Consider the following 18,534-nt stretch of genomic DNA (forward strand, 5'->3'; position numbering starts at 1 on the left):
TCAGCCCTTGGGGCGCTGGCGGTTCTTGTGCTTGGACAGCGCGCCCGACTGATTGATCTTGTCGGCCTTGGCCTTGTAGGGGTTGTTGACCCCCTGATCGCGGAAGGTCAGCCGGATCGGCGTTCCCGGCAGGTCGAAATCCGCGCGCAGCCCGTTGATCAGGTAACGCTGATAGCTGTCTGGAATCTGATCGGTATGCGTCGCCTTGACGATAAAGGCCGGGGGGCGCGTCTTGATCTGCGTCATGTAGCGCAGCCGGATGCGGCGCCCGCCCGGCGCAGGGGGCGGGTGGCTTTCGGTCATCACGCTCAGCCACTGGTTCAGCCGCGCGGTCGAGATGCGGCGGTTCCAGACCTCGTGCGCCTTCAGCACGGCAGAATGCAGCCGGTCCAGCCCCTTGCCCGTCCGGGCCGAGACCGTGACCAGAGGCGCGCCCTTCAGCTGCGGCAGCAGGCGTTCGAAATTGGCGCGCAGCTCGTTCAGCTTCTGGGGCTTGTCCTCCTCCAGATCCCATTTGTTCGCGGCGACGACCACGGCGCGGCCCTCGGTCTCGGCGAAATCGGCGATCCGCAGGTCCTGCTGCTCGAACGGGATATTCACGTCCAGCAGCACGACGACCACCTCGGCAAAGCGGACGGCGCGCAGACCGTCTGCCACGGAAAGTTTTTCTACCTTGTCCGTGACCTTGGCGCGCTTGCGCATCCCCGCCGTATCGAAGATCCGCATGGGCGTGCCCATGAACTCGGTCGTGACGCTAATCGAATCGCGGGTGATCCCGGCTTCGGGGCCGGTCAGCAGGCGATCTTCGCCCAGGATCTTGTTGATCAGCGTGGACTTGCCCGCATTGGGCCGCCCGATCACCGCCAGTTGCAGCGGACGCTGCGCCGAAGGGCGCCAGTCATCCGCGCCCTCGCCGGTTTCGGCATCGGCTTCGGACAGGTCCACATCGGTTTCGGCGGCGATGGGCGCCGGACGCTCGGCCTCGATCTGGTCGGCCAGCGGCATGAGCACCGAATAGAGATCGTCAAACCCCTCGCCATGTTCGGCCGAGATCCGCAAGGGTTCGCCAAGGCCCAGCCCATAGGCCTCCAGCGCGCCGGATTCGCCTGCGCGACCCTCGGCCTTGTTGGCGGCGACGATCACATGCTTGGACCGGCGGCGCAGGATGTCGGCGAAATATTCGTCGGCGGCGGTCACACCGACCCGCGCGTCGATCACGAAGAGGCAGATATCGGCCTCATCCACGGCGCGTTCGGTCAGGCGGCGCATGCGGCCCTGAAGGCTGTCATCCTCGGCCATTTCCAGACCGGCGCTGTCGATTACGACAAAGCGCAGATCGCCCAGCCGGGCCGCGCCTTCGCGCAGGTCGCGGGTGACGCCGGGCTGGTCATCGACCAGCGCCAGACGCTTGCCGACAAGCCGATTGAACAGGGTGGATTTGCCGACATTGGGCCGGCCGACGATGGCGAGTGTGAATGTCATCTGAACGCGTGCAACTGGCCGTTGCGTGCAACGACATAAAGGGTTTGACCGGCAACGACCGGTGCGGCGGCGGCTCCGCCGGGGATTTCGGCCTGCGCGACCAGCGTGCCCGAGGCCGGGTCAAAGACGCGCAGCAGCCCGTCGCTGGAGGCGACGAACAAGCGCCCCCCCGCAAGGATCGGGCCGTAATGGGCATGGATGCGGTCCTGACGGCGCACCCGGTCGGTGGTGTAATAGGGCATGGCGCGGCGCCAGATCACGCCGCCGGTTGCGGCGTCCAGACGGATCAGTTCGGCCTGATCGTTCACGGCAAAGACCGACCCGCCCGCCACGACGACCGGGCTGTTCGCCCCGTCGCGCGACGACCACTCGGTCAGCCCGGTGGCCAGATCGACCGCCTGGATGCGACCCGCCGAGGTTCCGGCATAGACGCGGCTGCCCTGGATCACCGGATCGCCGGTCATGTCGCGGATCACCGCGATGCTGCGGCCCGGACGGGTGCCCGCGACCTGGGTGTTCCAGTTCGTCTCGCCGCTGTCGCGGTCCACGGCCAGCAGCTCGCCCGAGGACAGCGGAAAGATCACCTGCCCGCCCTGCACGGCGGGGACCGAGACGCCCATGACGCCCGAACCCGATTGCGTGCCGCCCGTCTGCCACAAGACGCGGCCATCGGTGGCGCGCACGGCCCAGCCGACATTGTTGCGGGCGACGACATAAACGACGCCGTTCTGCACCGCCGGGCCGCCACCGACCGGCGCGCCCACGCGCTGGCGCCACAGCACCCCGCCCGAGGCTGCATCCAGCGCGACCAGTTCGCCAAAGCCGGTGGTGACATAGACGCGCCCGGCCTCATAAGCGAGCCCCCCGCCCGAGGCACTGTCGCTGGCCTCAAGCGCGGGGGTGACGTCGGTCGTCCAGACGCGTCCGCCATTCAGCGCGGTCGCGGTCACCCCCGCGCGGCTGTCCAGCGTGAAGATCAGACCGCCGCCCAGGATCGGCTCGGCCACGATGCGGTGGCGGCGCGAGTCGCCCTGCCCGATCGGCGCCGACCAGATGCGGCTGGTGCCCTGACCAAGCGCGACATGGCCCGGCTGATGCGCGGCATTGCCCGCCCGGTGCGTCCATTCGGCATTGACCGAAGGCGCGGCAAGGTTCAGCGCGGTCGTGGTGATGCCCGCCGCGCCGTCGAAGGCCGGCCCGTCAGGCGAGGTCACGGCCAGAGGGTCAAGCCTTTCGCCGGGCAGGATCACCTCGCGGTCGCAAGCCGACAGAGCCAGAGCGGCCAGAATCAGCACGGAATATCGCAGATTGGGGCTCATGCCTCTGGCTCTCCCTTCGTTGGATGTCGCGCGGTGGCGCGGATCAGTTCACGACGCCCGAAGGCAAGACAAGCTGCGGCTCGGGTTCGCTGCCAAGGGCGATCATCATCTCGGACAGACGGCGGCGCAAGGCTTCGCTGAGGCCGTCCTTCTGCTGGATCTGGCGGATCAGGGTCAGCGCATCCTCGGCCCGGCCCGCACCGACCAGCGCCACGGCCTTCTGTTCCAGAGCCAGCAGCTCGAACGGGGCGCCCGCGCGGGACAATTGGGTCAGAATCGCGTCGCGTTCCGAAGCGTCCATGTCGGGCCCGGCCAGCATCACCAGCTTCAGCTGCGCCAGTTCCGACAGCGCCCCGCCCTCGGCCGAGGTCTCGCGCAGCGTGGCGATGGCGGCCTCACGGTCGCCAGCCTCGACCTGCGCCGAAGCCGCCAGCAGACGTGCCAGCGTCGCGCGCCCTTCCCGGCCCGCAGGCTCGACCGACAGCAGGGCGGCGGGGTCGCCGCTGTCCTCGGCGGCAAGGATCGCGTTGCCCCAGGTCTCGGCGCTGTTTCGCTCCTGCGCGCGGCTGTATTCGCGCCAGCCCGCACCGCCGACGATCAGCAGGATCACGGCGATGCCGATCCAGCCGTAACGACGAAAGGCGCCGTAAAGCCGGTCGCGGCGCAGTTCCTCGGTGACCTCGTCGATGAAGCTGTCGTTCTGGTTGGCCATGGCCGCCTTCGTGCGAGAAAAATCGGTTTGCAGGCCGTCTTATACCGCGCGCGGGCGAAATGCCAATGGCGCAGCCCGCCCGCGCCATGACGTTCGCTTGTGCGCACCCGCAAGCGACCCATGAAAAAGGCCCGCCTGTGGGGCGGGCCTTGGCGTCGCGGCGCGGGGATCAGAGGCGCGAGGCCACGTTTTCCCAGTTCACCAGCTTGTCGAGGAAGTTCTCGAGGTATTTCGGGCGCGCATTGCGGAAGTCGATGTAATAGCTGTGCTCCCACACATCGCAGCCCAGCAGCGCGGTCTGGCCGAAGCAGAGCGGGTTCACACCGTTCTCGGTCTTGGTGATCTTCAGCCCGCCATCGGTATCCTTGACCAGCCAGGCCCAGCCGGAACCGAACTGACCGACGCCGGCCTCGGTGAACTTCTTCTTGAAATCCTCGACCGAGCCGAAGCTGTCCTTGATCGCGGCTTCCAGTTCCGAGGGCATGGCGCCGGGGTTCGGGCCCATCATTTCCCAGAACTGCGCGTGGTTCCAGTGCTGGCTGGCATTGTTGAAGATGCCGTTCTGCGCGACCGCGCCGGGCTGGTAGGTGCCCTTGACGATGTCCTCCAGCGACTTGCCGTCCCATTCGGTGCCCTGGACCAGCTCGTTCAGCTTGTCCACATAGGCCTTGTGATGCTTGTCGTGGTGAAATTCCAGCGTCTCGCGCGACATGCCGCCGTCGGCCAGCGCGTCGTGGGAATAGGGAAGATCGGGAAGCGTGAATGCCATGATCCGGTCCTTTCAAGGGGTTGGAATCTTTTCCGGGCGCACAGTCCCGCATTGCCGGGGCTAAAGCAAGGGGTGGCCCGCATTCGCCGGGTCAACGCGATGCCGCAGTCGCGGTTCCCTGTCGTGAGGGGGAAAGGGGGGCATTCCGCCCCCCTCTTGGCCTGCGGCCAATTCACCCCCCGAGGATATTTGCACCAAGGCAAATCCTAGCGGGGTGCGAGGCCGGTGCCGGGGCGGGCGGCCTCGGAGAGGATGAGGCCGAGATAGTCCGCCGTGGAACGAAAGCCGATCACCCTGAGGCCGCCGGGGATACGCCAGAAGGCGGCCGCCGTCTGCGCCGCGCGGCTGCGGCGCAGCGTGCCGGGCGCGAGATGGGGCAGATCGACAGGGGCCAGCTTGGCGATGACGTCATCGGCGCGGGGACCGGTCACGTCGAAGACCGCGCGCGCATCCGACATGTCCGCCACCAGCGCATGTTCGCCCGTCAGCGCCTGGTCGAGAAGGTGAAGGGCTTCGGTCTTTGCCGACTGCGGCAGGATCAGCAGAAGCTCGTCCGGCGACATCCAGCCAAGGCTGCGCGTACCGTCCGTGGTGATGCCGGTCGGGTCGGGCATGGGAAGGCCCGTGGCCTCGGCCAGGGCGTCGCCCGCGCGGTCGAGGTCGGCGCGGATCGTGATCATGGCCAGCCCTTCGATGCGGGCGACCTGTGCGAGGATCTCAGCCATTCAGGCGGCTCCCTTCCTTGTCGTAGAAGACCGGGTCGCAGATGCGGCCCTGCATGACCTCGCCCGAGGGCATCGGGAAATCCAGCACCTGCCCCATCCGCGCGGGCCCGTGCCGGACCAGCGCCATGGCGATCGGCTTGCCGAGGGTCGGCGAATGGTAGCTGGAGGTGATGCGGCCCTGCACCTTGCGCTGGCCGTTGGCGTTCGTGCCCTCGGCCACGGCATGGGCGCCGTCGGGGATGACCTTGTCCGACAGGCTTTCGATGCCGACAAGTTTCCAGCGGTTGCCGTCGGTCATGTGCAGCCGCTTCTGCGCGCGTTTGCCGATATAGTCGGGCTTTTTCTTCGAGATCGCCCAGTCGAGGCCCAGATCCTGAGGGATGATCGTGCCGTCGGTCTCGTCCCCGATCATGATGAAGCCCTTCTCGGCGCGCATCACGTGCATCGCCTCGGTCCCATAGGGCGTGACGGCGAAATCGCGGCCCTCGCGGTGGAGCATCTGCCAGAGTTCCAGCCCGCGTCCGGCGGGGACGGCGATCTCGTAGCTGAGTTCACCCGAGAAGCTGATGCGGAAGATGCGGGCGGGGATGCCGGCCAGTTCGCCCTCGGCCCATTGCATGAAGGGCAGCGCGGCAAGGTCGATATTGCCCGGCAGCCGTTCCAGCAGGGCGCGGGCCTTGGGGCCTGCCACCGCGATCTGGGCAAATTGCTCGGTCAGGTTGGCGGTATAGACCTTCCAGTCCCACCATTCGCATTGCAGCCAATCCTCCATATGGCCGTGGATGCGGTCGGCGCCCCCGGTGGTGGTGTGGCACAGCCAACTATCCTCGGACAGGCGCGCGACGACGCCGTCATCCATCAGAAAGCCGTTCTCGTTGCACATCAGCCCATAGCGGCATTTGCCGACCGGCAGCGTGGACATCATGTTCGTGTAGAGCATGTCGAGGAAGCGCCCGGCATCCGGCCCCTTGACCAGGATCTTGCCAAGCGTCGAGGCGTCCAGCGTGCCGACGCCGCCGCGCACGGCCAGGATCTCGCGGTTGACGGCGGCGTGGCGATCCTCGGCGCCCTGCGGATAGCAATAGGGGCGGCGCCATTGGCCGACGGGTTCGAAGCTGGCGCCGCGCGTCTCGTGCCAGCCGTGGATCGGGGTCTTGCGAAGGGGCTGGAACGCCTCGCCCTTGGCCTCGGCGGCGATGGTGGCCAGCGTCAGCGGCGTGTAGGGCGGTCGGAAGGTCGTCGTGCCGGTCTGTGGGATCGGCTGGTCCAGCGCCGCCGACAGGATCGCCAGGCCGTTGATGTTGCTGACCTTGCCCTGATCGGTCGCCATCCCCAACGTGGTGTAGCGCTTGGTATGTTCGACCGAGGCATAGCCCTCGCGCGCGGCCAGTTCGACATCGCTGACCTTCACGTCGTTCTGGAAATCCAGCCACATCTTGGTGCGCAGCTTGTAAGGCGCGCGGGCGGGCATGACCCAGACGGGCATGGTCGCGCCCTCGGGCTGTTCCAGATCGCCCGCGCAGGCCAGATCGCCATTGGCCGCGCCCGTGACGGTGACGTTGCCCTTGCCGTCCGCGCCAAGGGGCGGGCGGTCGGCATCGGGGCGGAACATCGCGGCCTGATCGTCCCAGACCAGCTTGCCGCCGCAATGGGACCACAGATGCACGACCGGCGACCAGCCGCCCGACATGGCGATCACGTCGCAGGCGATGGTTTCCAGCACGCGACCCTCGCCGGACTGGTCGCAGATGGCGGCGGCCTCGACATGCTTGCCGCCCTTGACCTTGGCGATGCCGGTCCCGGTCAGGACGCGGATGCCCGCCTCGCGCGCGGCCTGCGGCAAGGCGCCGTCGGCCAGGGGACGCGCATCGATGATCGCGGGCACATCAAGGCCCGCCGCGCGCGCCGCCAGCGCGGTACGATAGGCGTCGTCGTTGTTGGTGACAACGAGGATGCTCTGACCGGGCGCGACGCCGTAATCGGTGATGAAGTCGCGCGCCGCGCTGGCCAGCATCACGCCCGGCACGTCGTTGCAGGCAAAGGACAGGGGCCGTTCCAGCGCGCCAGTGGCGGTGACGACATGGCCCGCGCGGATGCGCCACAGGCGCTGGCGCGGCAGGCCAAGGTTCGGGTCATGATCCGCGATCGCCTCACGCGCGATCAGATAGCCGTGGTCGTAAAGCCCGGTGGCCATCGTGTTGCGCCGCAGCGTGACGTTCTCGCGCGCCGACAGGTCGGCCAGCAGCGCGTCGATGGCGGCCTGTCCGCCCGGATGGTCCGTCGGCGTGCGTCCGCCCCAATGCGGGGCCTGTTCCAGCACGATCACCCGTTGCCCAGAGGCCGCGGCCTCGCGCGCCGCGGTCAGGCCGGCGATACCGCCCCCCACGACGACCAGATCGGCGAAGGCGTAGGCCTGTTCATAGCGGTCGGGATCGGCCTCGGTCGGGGCGGCGCCAAGGCCCGCGCTGCGCCGGATCACCGGCTCGAACAGGTGCTTCCAGAAGGGGCGCGGATGGATGAAGGTCTTGTAATAGAAACCCGCCGGAAACAGCGGCGACAGCCAGTTGTTCACCGCCATCAGGTCCGCATCAAGACTGGGCCAGCAATTCTGGCTGCGCGTCACCATGCCTGCGACAAGGGGGGTGGTGGTCGCGCGCTGGTTCGGCTCGAACCGCCCGCCCTGCCCCAGGGACAACAGCGCATTCGGTTCCTCGGCGCCCGAGGCGATGGGGCCGCGCGGGCGGTGATACTTGAAGGACCGGCCCATCAGCATCTGGCCATTGGCCAGCAGCGCCGAGGCCAGCGTGTCGCCCGTCACGCCGCGCAGATGGCGGCCATCGAAGCGGAACGGGATCTGGAAGGCGCGGTCGATCAGGCGGCCACCCTGGGCCAGGCGGAACGGAGGCGTGCGGGTCATTCGGCGGCGCTTTCGGCTTGGGCTTTCGTGGCTGTCCAGTCGGGTTGCCATTCGGGGCGATGGGCGCGGATCGCCTCGACGATCTCGGCCGGCGGATGGGGGTTCTGGGCCTTGTAGGTGCCAAAGACCTGAAGGGTGGCGGTGCAGCGCGCGGCAAGGAACCACTTGCCGCAGCCATAGGCATGGCGCCAGCGTTCGAAATGCACGCCCTTGGGGTTCTTGCGCGCGAACAGATAGGCCTCGAAATCCTCGTCACTGCCGCCCGGGCCCACACGTTTCAGATGCGCCTCGCCGCCCGGATGAAGCTCGGTCTCTTCGGCGGCGACGCCGCAATATGGACAGGTCAGAATCAGCATGGGCGCGTCCTTGCTTGGCAGAGAGAAGGGACCTGGCGGGCAGGCGGACATGCAAAGACGCCCGGATGGCGGGGCCATCCGGGACGCTTCTGCTCGATCGTCGCCGTTGCGCCCAAGGGTGCAAGGGCGCGATGCCTGGGTGTGTCAGTTCGCCGGGGCGGGAGCGGTGGCAGGGTCGCCCGCGGGAGCGGGCTCGACACCGGCGCCGGGCGCGGCGTCCGCGTCTGCGGTGTCGGGCGAGGCGTCGATGATGACCGTGTCACCGCCGGTCGTGGCGGGATCGGCCGCGGGTGCGGTCGTCGCTGCGGGCGAGGTCGTGTCCACGGTGCCCGTGCCGGTGTCGCTGCCGGACATGAAGAAAAACAGCAGCGCCACCACGACGACGATGCCGCCGATGATGAGATACAGCCCGTTGTTGTTGCGGTCAGCCATGATGGTCCCTTTCGGTCAGTCATCCGACCAACCAAGGCCCAAGACCCCCCGGAAGTTCCCGGAAAAATCCCCATCAGCAAGGCTCCGCCACGTCAACGCGTCCCATTTGCAGCGCCTGTCAATGCGCCACGCCAGCGGCCACGGATTCGTCGATGAAACGCCCCTCGCGGAAACGGTTCAGCCCAAACTCGGCAGCCAAGGGTCCCGGCGTGCCCTTGGCGACCAGTTCCGCCATGGCCCAGCCCGAACCGGGGATCGCCTTGAACCCGCCGGTGCCCCAGCCGCAATTCACGAAGACCCCGCCCACAGGCGTGGCCGACAGGATGGGCGAGCGGTCGCCCGTCATGTCCACGATTCCGCCCCATTGGCGCAGCATCTTGAGGCGCGAGATCATCGGGAAGGTCTCGATCAGGGCGCGGACGGTTTCCTCGACATGCTGCCACGACCCGCGCTGCGTGAAGTTGTTGAACCCGTCGGTGCCGCCGCCGATCACCATCTCGCCCTTGTCGGATTGCGACATGTAGCCGTGGACGGTGTTGGCCATCACGACGACATCCATGCAGGGCTTGATCGGTTCGGAAACCAGCGCCTGCAGGGCGACGCTTTCGATCGGCAGGCGGAACCCGGCCATCTGGGCCAGCTGGCTGGAATGGCCCGCGACCACGATCGCCAGCTTCTCGCAGCCGATGCGCCCCTTCGAGGTGTTGACGGCGCGGACCTGCCCGGCCTCGGTCTCGACCCCGGTCACCTCGCAGTTCTGGATGATGTGCATGCCCATGTCGGAACAGGCGCGCGCATAGCCCCAGGCCACCGCGTCATGGCGCGCCGTGCCGCCGCGTGCCTGATAGAGGCCGCCCAGAACCGGATAGCGCGGCCCGTCCAGATTGATGATCGGCACCTTGGCCTTCAGCTGCTGCGGGTCCAGCCATTCGGTGGCGACCCCCTGCAGGTTGTTGGCATAGACGGTGCGCTTGTAACCCCGGACCTCGTGTTCGGTCTGGGCCAGCATGATTAGGCCGCGCGGGCTGAACATGATGTTGTAGTTCAGGTCCTGGCTCAGCGTCTCGTAGAGGCTGCGCGCCTTTTCATAAAGCGCGGCCGAGGGGTCCTGCAGATAGTTCGACCGGATGATCGTCGTGTTCCGGCCCGTATTTCCGCCGCCAAGCCAGCCCTTTTCGATCACCGCGACGTCGGTGATGCCGAAGTTCCGGCCGAGGTAATAGGCCGTCGCCAGACCGTGCCCGCCCGCGCCGACGACGATGACCTTGTAGCGGCCCTTGGGCTCGGGGCTGGCCCAGGCGCGTTTCCAGCCTGTGTGCTGGCGCAGCGCCTCGCGGGCGATGGCAAAGACCGAATAACGACCAGAGCGGGGCGCTTCAGGGGGCATGGTGACTCCTGCTGGGACTTGGGGCAGAATGGCCAAGGCCGCGCCGTCACTCAAGATGGCTTGCGGCAGATCACGACAAAATGCGACATCGCACGCCTTTGCGGCAGGCACCGGAAACCGCCCGGCGCCCCAAGGCGTTCGACGCCCGAGAACCAGAGAAGACCATCATGATCCGCCCCCACCCCACCGAACAGAGCGTCTTGCGCTTTTCCATCGCGATGACCTTCGTGCTGGCCCTGGTCGGCATCGGGTTCGGGCTGGCCAGCGGGGCGTCCTCGATCATCTTCGACGGGATCTATTCGCTGATCGATGCCAGCATGACGACGGTGGCGCTGATCGTGTCGATGCTGATCACCGCGACCATGGCCGAACGCAGGCAGGCGCGGCTGGCGCACCGCTTTACGATGGGGTTCTGGCATCTGGAGCCCATCGTGCTGGGGGTCAGCGGCGTGCTGCTGACGGGGGCTGCGCTTTACGCGCTGGTGACGGCGGTGAACAGCCTGCTGACCGGCGGCCGTTATCTGGATTTCGGGCAGGCCATGATCTACGCCGCCATCGTCCTGATCGTGGCCATTGGCATGGCGATCCGGAACCGGCGCGCGAACCGCCGCATCGGGTCGGGCTTCGTCGCGCTGGACGTGAAGGGCTGGACCATGTCGGCGGGGCTGACCGGCGCTCTGCTGGCGGCCTTTGTCTTTGGCTGGCTGATCCAGGGAACGCCGCTTGAACCCCTGTCGCCCTATGTGGACCCCGCGATCCTGGCGCTGGTCTGTCTTGTGCTGCTGCCGCTGCCGATCCCCGACATCCGGCGCGCCCTGTCCGACATCCTGCTGATCACCCCGCCCGAGATGAAGGCGCAGATCGACCAGATCGCCGCCGAAATCGCCGCCAGGCACGGCTTTCTGGACCACCGCGCCTATGTCGCCCGCGTCGGCCGTGGCCGCCAGATCGAGCTGTTCTTCATCGTCCCCGCAGGCGCCCCCGCCCGCAAGCTAGAGGAATGGGACGCCATCCGCGACGAAGTCGGCGAGGCGATCGGCGGCGAAAGCCCCGACCGCTGGCTGACCATCGCCTTTACCACCGACCCCGAATGGGCCGATTGACCCCGCCCCTCCAGCTTCCCACATCAAGGTCATCTGCACAGGAGCGACCATGACCCTGCCCATCGACCCCAAGGCGCCGCTGCAAGCCGAACTGGACCGGCTGGCCGCATCGCAACTGCAAAGCCGTGGCCTGCTGATGCGCGGGGTCGAGGCCGTAGGCCGCCTGACCGAAGGCGCCGCAACCACGGTTCTGGGCCTGTCGCCCATCGCGCTGGAAAAGGTGCTGGAAAGCGCCTTCACCCAGCTTTACGAGCTGTCGGGCCGGACCGAGCGGATCAGCGTCGTCCGCCAGGCGCCCCTGATCGCGAACCGCGCGGCGGCGGTCATCTCGGGCGCGACGGGGGGCTGGTTCGGGCTGGCGGGGATCGTACCGGACCTGATCGCCTCGACCACGGTGATCTTCAACGCCATCCAGAAGGTCGCGCGCCAGCACGGTTTCGACACGACCGACCCGCAGGTGCGGCTGGAATGCCTGTCGGTCTTTCAATACGGCGAACCCGGCGAGGCGGGCGATGCCGCCGCCAAATCGTTCCTTGCCAACCGCGTGCTGTCCAACGGTCAGGCGGTCTCGGCGCTGATCTCGCGCTTTGCCAGCGGCTTTGCCTCGAAGCTGACGACCAAGCTGGGGGCGCAGGCCGTGCCGGTCCTTGGCGCGGCGACCGGGGCCGCGATCAACTACGCCTTCGTCGATTATTACGAGCGCGTGGCCCAGATCCATTTCCGCCTGCTGCGCCTGGCCGAGGACAACCCGCAGGCCGACATCACCGCCGAATATGCCGCAGCCCTGCGCCGCGCGCGCAGCAATCCACGCGGTCTGGCGGCCAGCCTGAAGCGCATCACCGACCCCGCGCGCAAGGCTCAGAACGGCACGTCGTCCCCGCCCGCAGGCTGAACATAGGACGCCTTCACGTTCTTGAAGCCCGCATCGAACTGGACGGTCAGCGTGTCCTCGGCGATGCCCATGATCCGGCCCTCGCCGAATTTGGCATGGACCACCATGTCACCCACCGAGAACCGCGCCGAAGAGGCCGCGTCGATCGTGACCGGAACCCGTCCGACAGGCGACTGACGTTCTGACGCGCGTGCCTGCATCCGCTTCCAGCCGGGCGAGTTGTAGACATCCGCCTTGGCCGCTCGGTCATGCATCTGCACGCTGCCCGCCGCCGCCATCGCCGCGCCGTAGCCGCCGCCGTAAAGGCCGGGCGGGGTCAGCACCTCGACATGTTCCTCGGGCAGTTCATCGACAAAGCGCGACGGCATGGAGCTTTGCCATTGCCCATACATCCGCCGGTTGCCCGCAAAGCTGATCGTGGCCAGCCGCTCGGCCCGCGTGATGCCGACATAGGCCAGCCGCCGTTCCTCCTCCAGCCCCCGCGTGCCCTGTTCGTCCATGGCGCGCTGGTTGGGGAACAGCCCGTCCTCCCATCCCGGCAGAAAGACGACCGGGAATTCCAGACCCTTGGCGGCATGCAGGGTCATGATGCTGACCTGCTCGACCTGCTCGCCCTCGTCGCGGTCCATGACCAGCGCGACATGTTCCAGAAAGCCCTGAAGGTTCTCGAACTCCTCCAGCGCCTTGACCAGTTCCTTGAGGTTGTCCAGCCGCCCCGGCGCGTCAGGCGACTTGTCGTTCTGCCACATCGCCGTATAGCCGGATTCGTCCAGAATGCGCTCGGCCAGTTCGACATGGCCCGCCCCGTCGCGCACCGCCATATGCGACCGCCCCATCAGGCCCACGAAGTCACGCAGATTGGCGCCGCCCTTGCCGCCCAGATGCCCCTCGTCCACGGCCAGTTTCGCGGCCGCCAGCAAGGACAGGCCGTGATCGCGCGCAAGGCGCTGGATCGTCTGCACCGCCTTGTCGCCAAGGCCGCGCTTGGGCGTGTTCACCACCCGCTCGAAGGCCAGATCGTCCTCGGGACTGACCGCCAGCCGGAAATAGGCCATCGCATCGCGGATCTCCTGCCGCTCGTAGAAGCGGGGGCCGCCGATCACGCGATAGGGCAACCCGATCGTCATGAAGCGATCCTCGAAGGCCCGCATCTGGTGCGAGGCGCGCACAAGGATCGCCATGTCGTTCAGGCTGACCCGGCCAAGCGCGGCGCGGTGCCCGCCCTGAAAGGCCTCGATCTCGTCCCCGATCCAGCGCGCCTCGGCCTCGCTGTCCCAATGCCCGATCAGGCGCACCTTCTCGCCCGGCTCGGCATCGGTCCACAGCGTCTTGCCCAGCCGCCCCCGGTTCGCCGCGATCAACCCCGAGGCCGCCCCAAGGATCTGCGGGGTCGAGCGGTAGTTCTGTTCCAGCCGGATCACCTCGGCGCCCGGAAAATCCTTTTCGAAGCGCAGGATGTTGCCCACCTCGGCGCCGCGCCAGCCATAGATCGACTGGTCGTCATCGCCCACGCAGCAGATGTTGCGATGCCCCTGCGCCAGCAGGCGCAGCCACATGTATTGCGCGATGTTGGTGTCCTGATACTCGTCCACCAGGATATAGCGGAACCGCTCCTGCCATTGGCGCAGCACGTCGGGATGCGCCTGGAACAGCGTCACGCAATGCATAAGCAGGTCGCCGAAATCGGCGGCGTTCAGCGTCAGAAGCCGGTCCTGATAGGCGGCGTAAAGCTTGCCGCCATGGCCGTCGAACGCCTCTCCCTCGCCGCGCGGCAGGTTGGCAGGCGTCAGGCAACGGTTCTTCCAGCCGTCGATCAGATGCGCCAACTGCCGCGCGGGCCAGCGCTTTTCGTCGATATTCTCGGCCGCGATCAACTGCTTCAGCAGACGGATCTGGTCATCCGTATCAAGGATCGTGAACGAGGGCTTCAGATGCACCTGCCCGTTCCCGATCAGTTCCGCATGGCGGCGCAGGATCTTGACGCTGATCGAATGGAAGGTGCCCAGCCACGGCATCCCCTCGACCGTCTCGCCCAGAAGCCGGGCGATGCGGTCCTTCATCTCGCGCGCGGCCTTGTTGGTGAAGGTCACGGCCAGCACCTGCGAGGGACGCGCGCGGCCGAGCATCAGAAGATGCGCGATCCGCGTTGTCAACGCGCGGGTCTTGCCCGTCCCCGCCCCGGCCAGCATCAGGACCGGTCCGTCCAGCGCCTCGACCGCCGCTCGTTGCGAGGCGTTCAACCCCTCCAGATAGGGGGCGGGCCGTGCCGCGATGGCTCGGCGCGACAGCGGCACGGCCGCCAGATCGTCGGAATCGTCCTGATGCTTCATCCCGCCACCATAAGTGCGCAACACGGGCAAGGAAAGCCCGACGTTCGCCATCCGTTCCATAACTGGACCCCATGAGGCCCGGTGCGTCAGGGGGTCCGGGGGGCGAAGCGCCCCCGGCGGGGGGTGCGGGGGGCTGGCCCCCCGCCGTGGCGGGACGCGATCAGGCGCGCAGGCCCGCGAAGGTCATCGGGTCCAGCGAGACCTGGGCAAAGGTCGGACCCCGCGTCAGCAGGCTGACCGCGTCATGCGAATGCAGCGATTCCTGATGGCTGGCCACCACGCGGAAATCTCCGACGCGGCTGTCGGCCATCAGCTGTCCCGCAAAGGCACGCACCGCATCCTCGACAAAGATCGGATGCGCGGCGTTCAGTTCGGCAAAGGCCTGCTCGTCCTCGCGCTTGACCATGACCTGCGTCTCGGTCGGCACGGCGCGGCGGCACAACTCGATCACGTCTTCGATCCACAGCCGCTCGGGGCCCGCCATCACCAGCGAGATGCGCGCGATGGAACGCTGCGAATGCGGCGTCGCAAGCCGCCCGCGCGTCTGGCGGGCATGTTCCGACAATTCCAGCGAACAGGGGCAGGTCGAGGAATAGACGTAATCCAGATGCATGTTGCGCAGGCGCTGGCCGTTCTGCTCGACCACCTCAAGCGCGACGTCATAATACTGCCAGCCCGACAGGCCGGACCGCAGGCTGTCCACCTTCATCGGATACGAGAACTTCATCTGGATGCGGGCATCCAGCGCGTCCAGATCGGTCTTGTAGGTCTCCAGCGCGGCTTCCAGCACCGACAGGCTGAACAGCGTCTCGGAATGGCCATAGAAGGACCGCATGATCCGGGACATGTTGATGCCCTTGCGGTCGGCTTCCAGGCTGACGCTGCCGGTCACGCTGGTCTCCAGCGTGATCTCGCCCTCGGCACCGCCCGCATCCGGGCGCGTCAGATAGCGGATCGGCAGCCGGAAATTCGAGATCCCGACATGCTGGATGGGGGCATGGGCGCCGACGATCAGGCTGGCAGGCCCGTTCTGCAGGTCGGGCAGGCTGTCCTTGTAGGCCTGATCGACGGTGAAGCCGTCGTCGTAATGGCGGGCCAAGGCGGGATAGGCGGCGGTCAGGGGACGGATCTCTGTCATGGTACCTCCGGCGATGTCGGATTGATATAGATCAGTCGCGGCCGTTGATAAGGGCTGCCGCGCGAAACACAGGCACGTGAGCGCGCGACATAATGATGCACTCAGCCAAGCGCCTGAGACAGGTCGTCGATCAGGTCGCGGGCATCCTCCAGACCGATGGACAGACGCACAAGGCCGGGCGTGATGCCCAGATGCGCCTTGTCGGCATCCGAAAGACGCTGATGCGTCGTGGTCGCCGGATGCGTGGCGATGGATTTCGCATCGCCCAGGTTGTTCGAGATGCGGATGATCCGCAGCCGGTTCAGCACCGCAAAAGCAGCCTCCTTGCCGCCCGCGACCTCGAAGGCGATCATGGTGCCGCCCGACCCCATCTGCGCCATCGCCAGATCGTGCTGGGGATGGTCGGGCAGGCCCGGATAGATCACCCGGCTGAGCCGCGGATCGCCATGCAGCGCCGCCGCCACCGCAGCCGCGCTTTCGGCCTGGGCGCGCACGCGCAGGTCCATCGTCTGCAACCCGTTCAGCATGATCCAGGCGTGAAAGGGGCTGATCGCGCCGCCGGTATGCTTCAGATAGGGCTCGACCACCTCGCGCACGAAATGACGCGTGCCGCAGATCACGCCCGCCAGCGCGCGCCCGCCGCCATCGATATGCTTGGTCGCGGAATAGACCACGACATCGGCGCCCTGCTCGACCGCGCGGGAAAAGACCGGCGTGGCAAAGACGTTGTCCACGACGACCGTCGCCCCCGCCGCATGGGCCAGATCGGCCACGGCGCGCAGGTCGATCACCTCGAGCGTGGGGTTCGAGACGCTTTCGAAGAACACCGCCCGCGTGCCGGGACGGATCGCGGCGCGCCACTGGTCAAGGTCGGTGCCATCGACATAGCTGACCTCGACCCCGAACTTCGCCAGAAGCTCCAGCACGTAAAGACACGACCCGAACAGCGCCCGCGCTGCCACGACGTGATCGCCGGGCTTACACATGGCGAACATCGCGCCGTTGACCGCGGCCATGCCGCTGGCCGTGGCGAATGCGTCCTCGGTCCCTTCCAGCGCGGCGATGCGGTCCTCGAACATGCGGCTGGTGGGGTTGCCGTAGCGGGCATAGATGAACTCGTCCGGGCCCGTCTGCTGAAAGCGCGCCTCGGCGGCTTCGGCGCTGTCATAGACGAAGCCCTGGGTCAGAAAGATCGCCTCGGCCATCTCGCCATACTGGCTGCGCCGGCTGCCGTGATGGACCGCCTGCGTGCGGGGATGGGGCGTCTTGTCGTTCGCTGCGCTCATGGGGTGACTCCTGCTGCGGATTGCCCGTTACAAGGCGCATCCGCCCATGGCAAGCCCGCTGGCCCCAAGGCCATCCCTTCGCCGTAGTCCCGGCGTCAGCGACCTTCGCGCGGAGCGCAGGTATTGACGCCCAGCAGCGTGTAGAGCGGGCAGAACCGCACCGCGCCGGTGGCCAGCGGCACGATGCCCAGCAGATAGAGCCACCGCAGGTCAGAGCCGCTGTTCAGCACGAAGCCCGCCAGAAGCGCCAGCCCCAGAACCAGACGCAGGATGCGGTCAAGGCCGCCGACATTGCAGGTCATGGTCATTCTCCGTGATACATTCGCGCACAGGAATGTATCACGGAGCCACGCGGGTGCCTACAGGTAATCGCCGCGCTGAAGGCCGTATTTCGCCATCTTCTCGTTCAGGGTCCGACGCGGCAGGCATAATTCCTCCATCACGGCGGCAATGCTGCCCTTGTGGCGGCGCATCGTGTTGTCGATCAGCATCTTCTCGAAGCTTTCGACATATTCCTTCAGCGGCTTGCCTTCGGTCGTGGTCGCCTCGGGCGTCTCGTCGCCATCCGCCATCAACAAGGACGCGATCGAGCCCGAGCCGCGCCGGTTTTGCAACACCGCGCGTTCCGCCACATTGATCAGCTGGCGGATATTGCCGGGCCAGGGCGCCTGCAAAAGCTGCGCGGCCTCTTGCGCGCTGACCTGAGGGGGCTCGCAGCCGTATTCCTCGGAAAACTGCTCGGTCATGCGGGTGAAGAGGACAAGGATATCCTCGCCCCGCGCGCGCAGCGGGGGCAGCGTGATCTTCAGCGCGGAGAGGCGGTAGAACAGGTCTGGCCGCAGCGAATCTTCGGCCCGGCGCCCTTCGCCGCGGGCATTGCTGATGGCGATGATCCGCGTCTCGGCGGGCGTGCCCTGATCGCTGATGAAGGCCAGCAGACGCGCCTGCAGCGGCTCGGACATGGCCTCGACATCCTCGAGGCACAGCGTGCCGCCCCGCGCCTCTTCGACGGCGGGCAAGCCGTCATCCAGAGGGCCGAACAGCCGCGCCGCCAGCGTCTCGTCGTCATAGGCCGCGCAAGAGATCGGCACGAACTTCTTCGAGGCGCGCGGCCCCACGGCATGCAGCGCATGGGCGACCAGCGTCTTGCCGGTGCCGGTCTCGCCGTCGATCATCACATGGCCATCGGCCTGGCCCAGATCCAGAATGTCCTCGCGCAGACGCTCGACCACCGGGCTGGTGCCGATCAGCTTGGACATGACCTGCTGGCCCTCGGACAGGTCGCGGCGCAGGGCGCGGTTGTCCAGGGTCATGCGGCGCATCTGCGTGGCCTTCTTGGCAAGCTGGGTCATGCGGTCGGGATTGAAGGGCTTTTCCATAAAGTCCATGGCGCCGATCCGCATTGCCTCGACCGCCATCGGCACATCGCCATGGCCGGTGATCATGATGACGGGCAGGCTGCTGTCCAGCCCCATCAGCCGTTTCAGGAACGCCATCCCGTCCATGCCGGGCATGCGGATGTCGCTGACCACCACGCCGGGCCAGTCCGGGCCGATCACCTTCAGCGCGTCCTCGGCGCTGGCATAGGTCTCGGTCTCGAACCCCGACAGGACCAGCCATTGACTGATCGATTCGCGCATGTCCGGTTCATCGTCCACGATGGCGATCTTCAGCTTGCGGGACATC

General features: G+C 67.1%; 16 protein-coding genes. 2 read left to right on the forward strand and 14 right to left on the reverse strand.

Annotated features, from left to right (window positions below):
• The 9 genes from der to ACTZWU_RS07295 form a co-directional block, all read right to left on the reverse strand.
• Entirely contained in the window at window positions 1-1,482 is a 1,482-nt protein-coding gene (gene der, locus ACTZWU_RS07255; protein WP_444736690.1) for a ribosome biogenesis GTPase Der, read from the reverse strand.
• Window positions 1,479-2,801 carry an outer membrane protein assembly factor BamB family protein gene (locus ACTZWU_RS07260; protein ID WP_444736691.1) on the reverse strand — a complete coding sequence of 441 codons (1,323 nt, stop codon included), beginning with the start codon at window positions 2,799-2,801 and terminating at the stop codon, window positions 1,479-1,481. Before ACTZWU_RS07260 ends, der begins: the two co-directional genes overlap by 4 nt.
• 43 nt (window positions 2,802-2,844) lie before the next feature.
• Complete coding sequence (locus ACTZWU_RS07265) at window positions 2,845-3,513, reverse strand: tetratricopeptide repeat protein (RefSeq protein WP_444736692.1); 669 nt, start codon at window positions 3,511-3,513, stop codon at window positions 2,845-2,847.
• 169 nt (window positions 3,514-3,682) lie between these two features.
• Window positions 3,683-4,282, reverse strand: a complete 600-nt coding sequence (locus ACTZWU_RS07270; protein ID WP_444736693.1) for a superoxide dismutase — start codon at window positions 4,280-4,282, stop codon at window positions 3,683-3,685.
• Window positions 4,283-4,488: 206 nt separating this feature from the next.
• The gene (locus ACTZWU_RS07275; protein ID WP_444736694.1) at window positions 4,489-5,007 is read right to left on the reverse strand and encodes a sarcosine oxidase subunit gamma; all 519 of its coding nucleotides are present in this window, start codon (window positions 5,005-5,007) and stop codon (window positions 4,489-4,491) included.
• A complete protein-coding gene (locus tag ACTZWU_RS07280; protein ID WP_444736695.1) occupies window positions 5,000-7,924 on the reverse strand; it encodes a sarcosine oxidase subunit alpha family protein in 2,925 nt (974 codons plus the stop codon). Before ACTZWU_RS07280 ends, ACTZWU_RS07275 begins: the two co-directional genes overlap by 8 nt.
• Window positions 7,921-8,280, reverse strand: coding sequence for a sarcosine oxidase subunit delta (locus ACTZWU_RS07285; RefSeq protein ID WP_444736696.1), 360 nt, complete (start codon window positions 8,278-8,280; stop codon window positions 7,921-7,923). The genes ACTZWU_RS07280 and ACTZWU_RS07285 overlap by 4 nt, the downstream gene beginning before the upstream one ends.
• 144 nt (window positions 8,281-8,424) lie before the next feature.
• The gene (locus ACTZWU_RS07290) at window positions 8,425-8,712 is read right to left on the reverse strand and encodes a hypothetical protein (protein ID WP_444736697.1); all 288 of its coding nucleotides are present in this window, start codon (window positions 8,710-8,712) and stop codon (window positions 8,425-8,427) included.
• 118 nt (window positions 8,713-8,830) lie between these two features.
• A complete protein-coding gene (locus ACTZWU_RS07295; RefSeq protein WP_444736698.1) occupies window positions 8,831-10,099 on the reverse strand; it encodes a sarcosine oxidase subunit beta family protein in 1,269 nt (422 codons plus the stop codon).
• A gap of 167 nt (window positions 10,100-10,266) precedes the next feature.
• Here ACTZWU_RS07295 and ACTZWU_RS07300 point away from each other — a divergent pair, with 167 nt between their 5' ends.
• Window positions 10,267-11,202: a cation diffusion facilitator family transporter gene (locus ACTZWU_RS07300; protein WP_444736699.1), complete on the forward strand. Its 936-nt coding sequence runs from the start codon at window positions 10,267-10,269 to the stop codon at window positions 11,200-11,202.
• Between the two features lie 49 nt (window positions 11,203-11,251).
• Window positions 11,252-12,094 (forward strand): EcsC family protein, encoded by an 843-nt coding sequence (locus tag ACTZWU_RS07305; RefSeq protein ID WP_444736700.1) that lies wholly within the window; start codon window positions 11,252-11,254, stop codon window positions 12,092-12,094.
• On the opposite strand, the gene ACTZWU_RS07310 is transcribed toward ACTZWU_RS07305, so the two are convergent.
• The 5 genes from ACTZWU_RS07310 to ACTZWU_RS07330 all read right to left on the reverse strand — a co-directional run bounded on the left by ACTZWU_RS07310 (window position 12,061) and on the right by ACTZWU_RS07330 (window position 18,533).
• Window positions 12,061-14,424: an ATP-dependent helicase gene (locus tag ACTZWU_RS07310; protein WP_444736701.1), complete on the reverse strand. Its 2,364-nt coding sequence runs from the start codon at window positions 14,422-14,424 to the stop codon at window positions 12,061-12,063. The two genes, ACTZWU_RS07305 and ACTZWU_RS07310, sit on opposite strands and share 34 nt — an antisense overlap.
• Window positions 14,425-14,584: 160 nt before the next feature.
• Complete coding sequence (folE2, locus tag ACTZWU_RS07315) at window positions 14,585-15,562, reverse strand: GTP cyclohydrolase FolE2 (RefSeq protein WP_444736702.1); 978 nt, start codon at window positions 15,560-15,562, stop codon at window positions 14,585-14,587.
• Window positions 15,563-15,663: 101 nt separating this feature from the next.
• Window positions 15,664-16,848: an O-succinylhomoserine sulfhydrylase gene (metZ, locus tag ACTZWU_RS07320; RefSeq protein WP_444736703.1), complete on the reverse strand. Its 1,185-nt coding sequence runs from the start codon at window positions 16,846-16,848 to the stop codon at window positions 15,664-15,666.
• Window positions 16,849-16,943: 95 nt separating this feature from the next.
• A complete protein-coding gene (locus tag ACTZWU_RS07325) occupies window positions 16,944-17,150 on the reverse strand; it encodes a YgaP family membrane protein (RefSeq protein WP_444736704.1) in 207 nt (68 codons plus the stop codon).
• 57 nt (window positions 17,151-17,207) lie between these two features.
• Complete coding sequence (locus tag ACTZWU_RS07330) at window positions 17,208-18,533, reverse strand: sigma-54-dependent transcriptional regulator (RefSeq protein WP_444736705.1); 1,326 nt, start codon at window positions 18,531-18,533, stop codon at window positions 17,208-17,210.
• Window position 18,534: the final 1 nt, after the last annotated feature.

It is taken from the genome of Paracoccus sp. NSM (assembly GCF_052379855.1).
Classification (GTDB): domain Bacteria; phylum Pseudomonadota; class Alphaproteobacteria; order Rhodobacterales; family Rhodobacteraceae; genus Paracoccus.

Coding starts and splice junctions, on each gene's coding strand:
- der (WP_444736690.1), bottom strand. CDS start 1,482: ATGACATTCACACTCGCCATCGTCGGCCGGCCCAATGTCGGCAAATCC.
- ACTZWU_RS07260 (WP_444736691.1), bottom strand. CDS start 2,801: ATGAGCCCCAATCTGCGATATTCCGTGCTGATTCTGGCCGCTCTGGCT.
- ACTZWU_RS07265 (WP_444736692.1), bottom strand. CDS start 3,513: ATGGCCAACCAGAACGACAGCTTCATCGACGAGGTCACCGAGGAACTG.
- ACTZWU_RS07270 (WP_444736693.1), bottom strand. CDS start 4,282: ATGGCATTCACGCTTCCCGATCTTCCCTATTCCCACGACGCGCTGGCC.
- ACTZWU_RS07275 (WP_444736694.1), bottom strand. CDS start 5,007: ATGGCTGAGATCCTCGCACAGGTCGCCCGCATCGAAGGGCTGGCCATG.
- ACTZWU_RS07280 (WP_444736695.1), bottom strand. CDS start 7,924: ATGACCCGCACGCCTCCGTTCCGCCTGGCCCAGGGTGGCCGCCTGATC.
- ACTZWU_RS07285 (WP_444736696.1), bottom strand. CDS start 8,280: ATGCTGATTCTGACCTGTCCATATTGCGGCGTCGCCGCCGAAGAGACC.
- ACTZWU_RS07290 (WP_444736697.1), bottom strand. CDS start 8,712: ATGGCTGACCGCAACAACAACGGGCTGTATCTCATCATCGGCGGCATC.
- ACTZWU_RS07295 (WP_444736698.1), bottom strand. CDS start 10,099: ATGCCCCCTGAAGCGCCCCGCTCTGGTCGTTATTCGGTCTTTGCCATC.
- ACTZWU_RS07300 (WP_444736699.1), top strand. CDS start 10,267: ATGATCCGCCCCCACCCCACCGAACAGAGCGTCTTGCGCTTTTCCATC.
- ACTZWU_RS07305 (WP_444736700.1), top strand. CDS start 11,252: ATGACCCTGCCCATCGACCCCAAGGCGCCGCTGCAAGCCGAACTGGAC.
- ACTZWU_RS07310 (WP_444736701.1), bottom strand. CDS start 14,424: ATGAAGCATCAGGACGATTCCGACGATCTGGCGGCCGTGCCGCTGTCG.
- folE2 (WP_444736702.1), bottom strand. CDS start 15,562: ATGACAGAGATCCGTCCCCTGACCGCCGCCTATCCCGCCTTGGCCCGC.
- metZ (WP_444736703.1), bottom strand. CDS start 16,848: ATGAGCGCAGCGAACGACAAGACGCCCCATCCCCGCACGCAGGCGGTC.
- ACTZWU_RS07325 (WP_444736704.1), bottom strand. CDS start 17,150: ATGACCTGCAATGTCGGCGGCCTTGACCGCATCCTGCGTCTGGTTCTG.
- ACTZWU_RS07330 (WP_444736705.1), bottom strand. CDS start 18,533: ATGTCCCGCAAGCTGAAGATCGCCATCGTGGACGATGAACCGGACATG.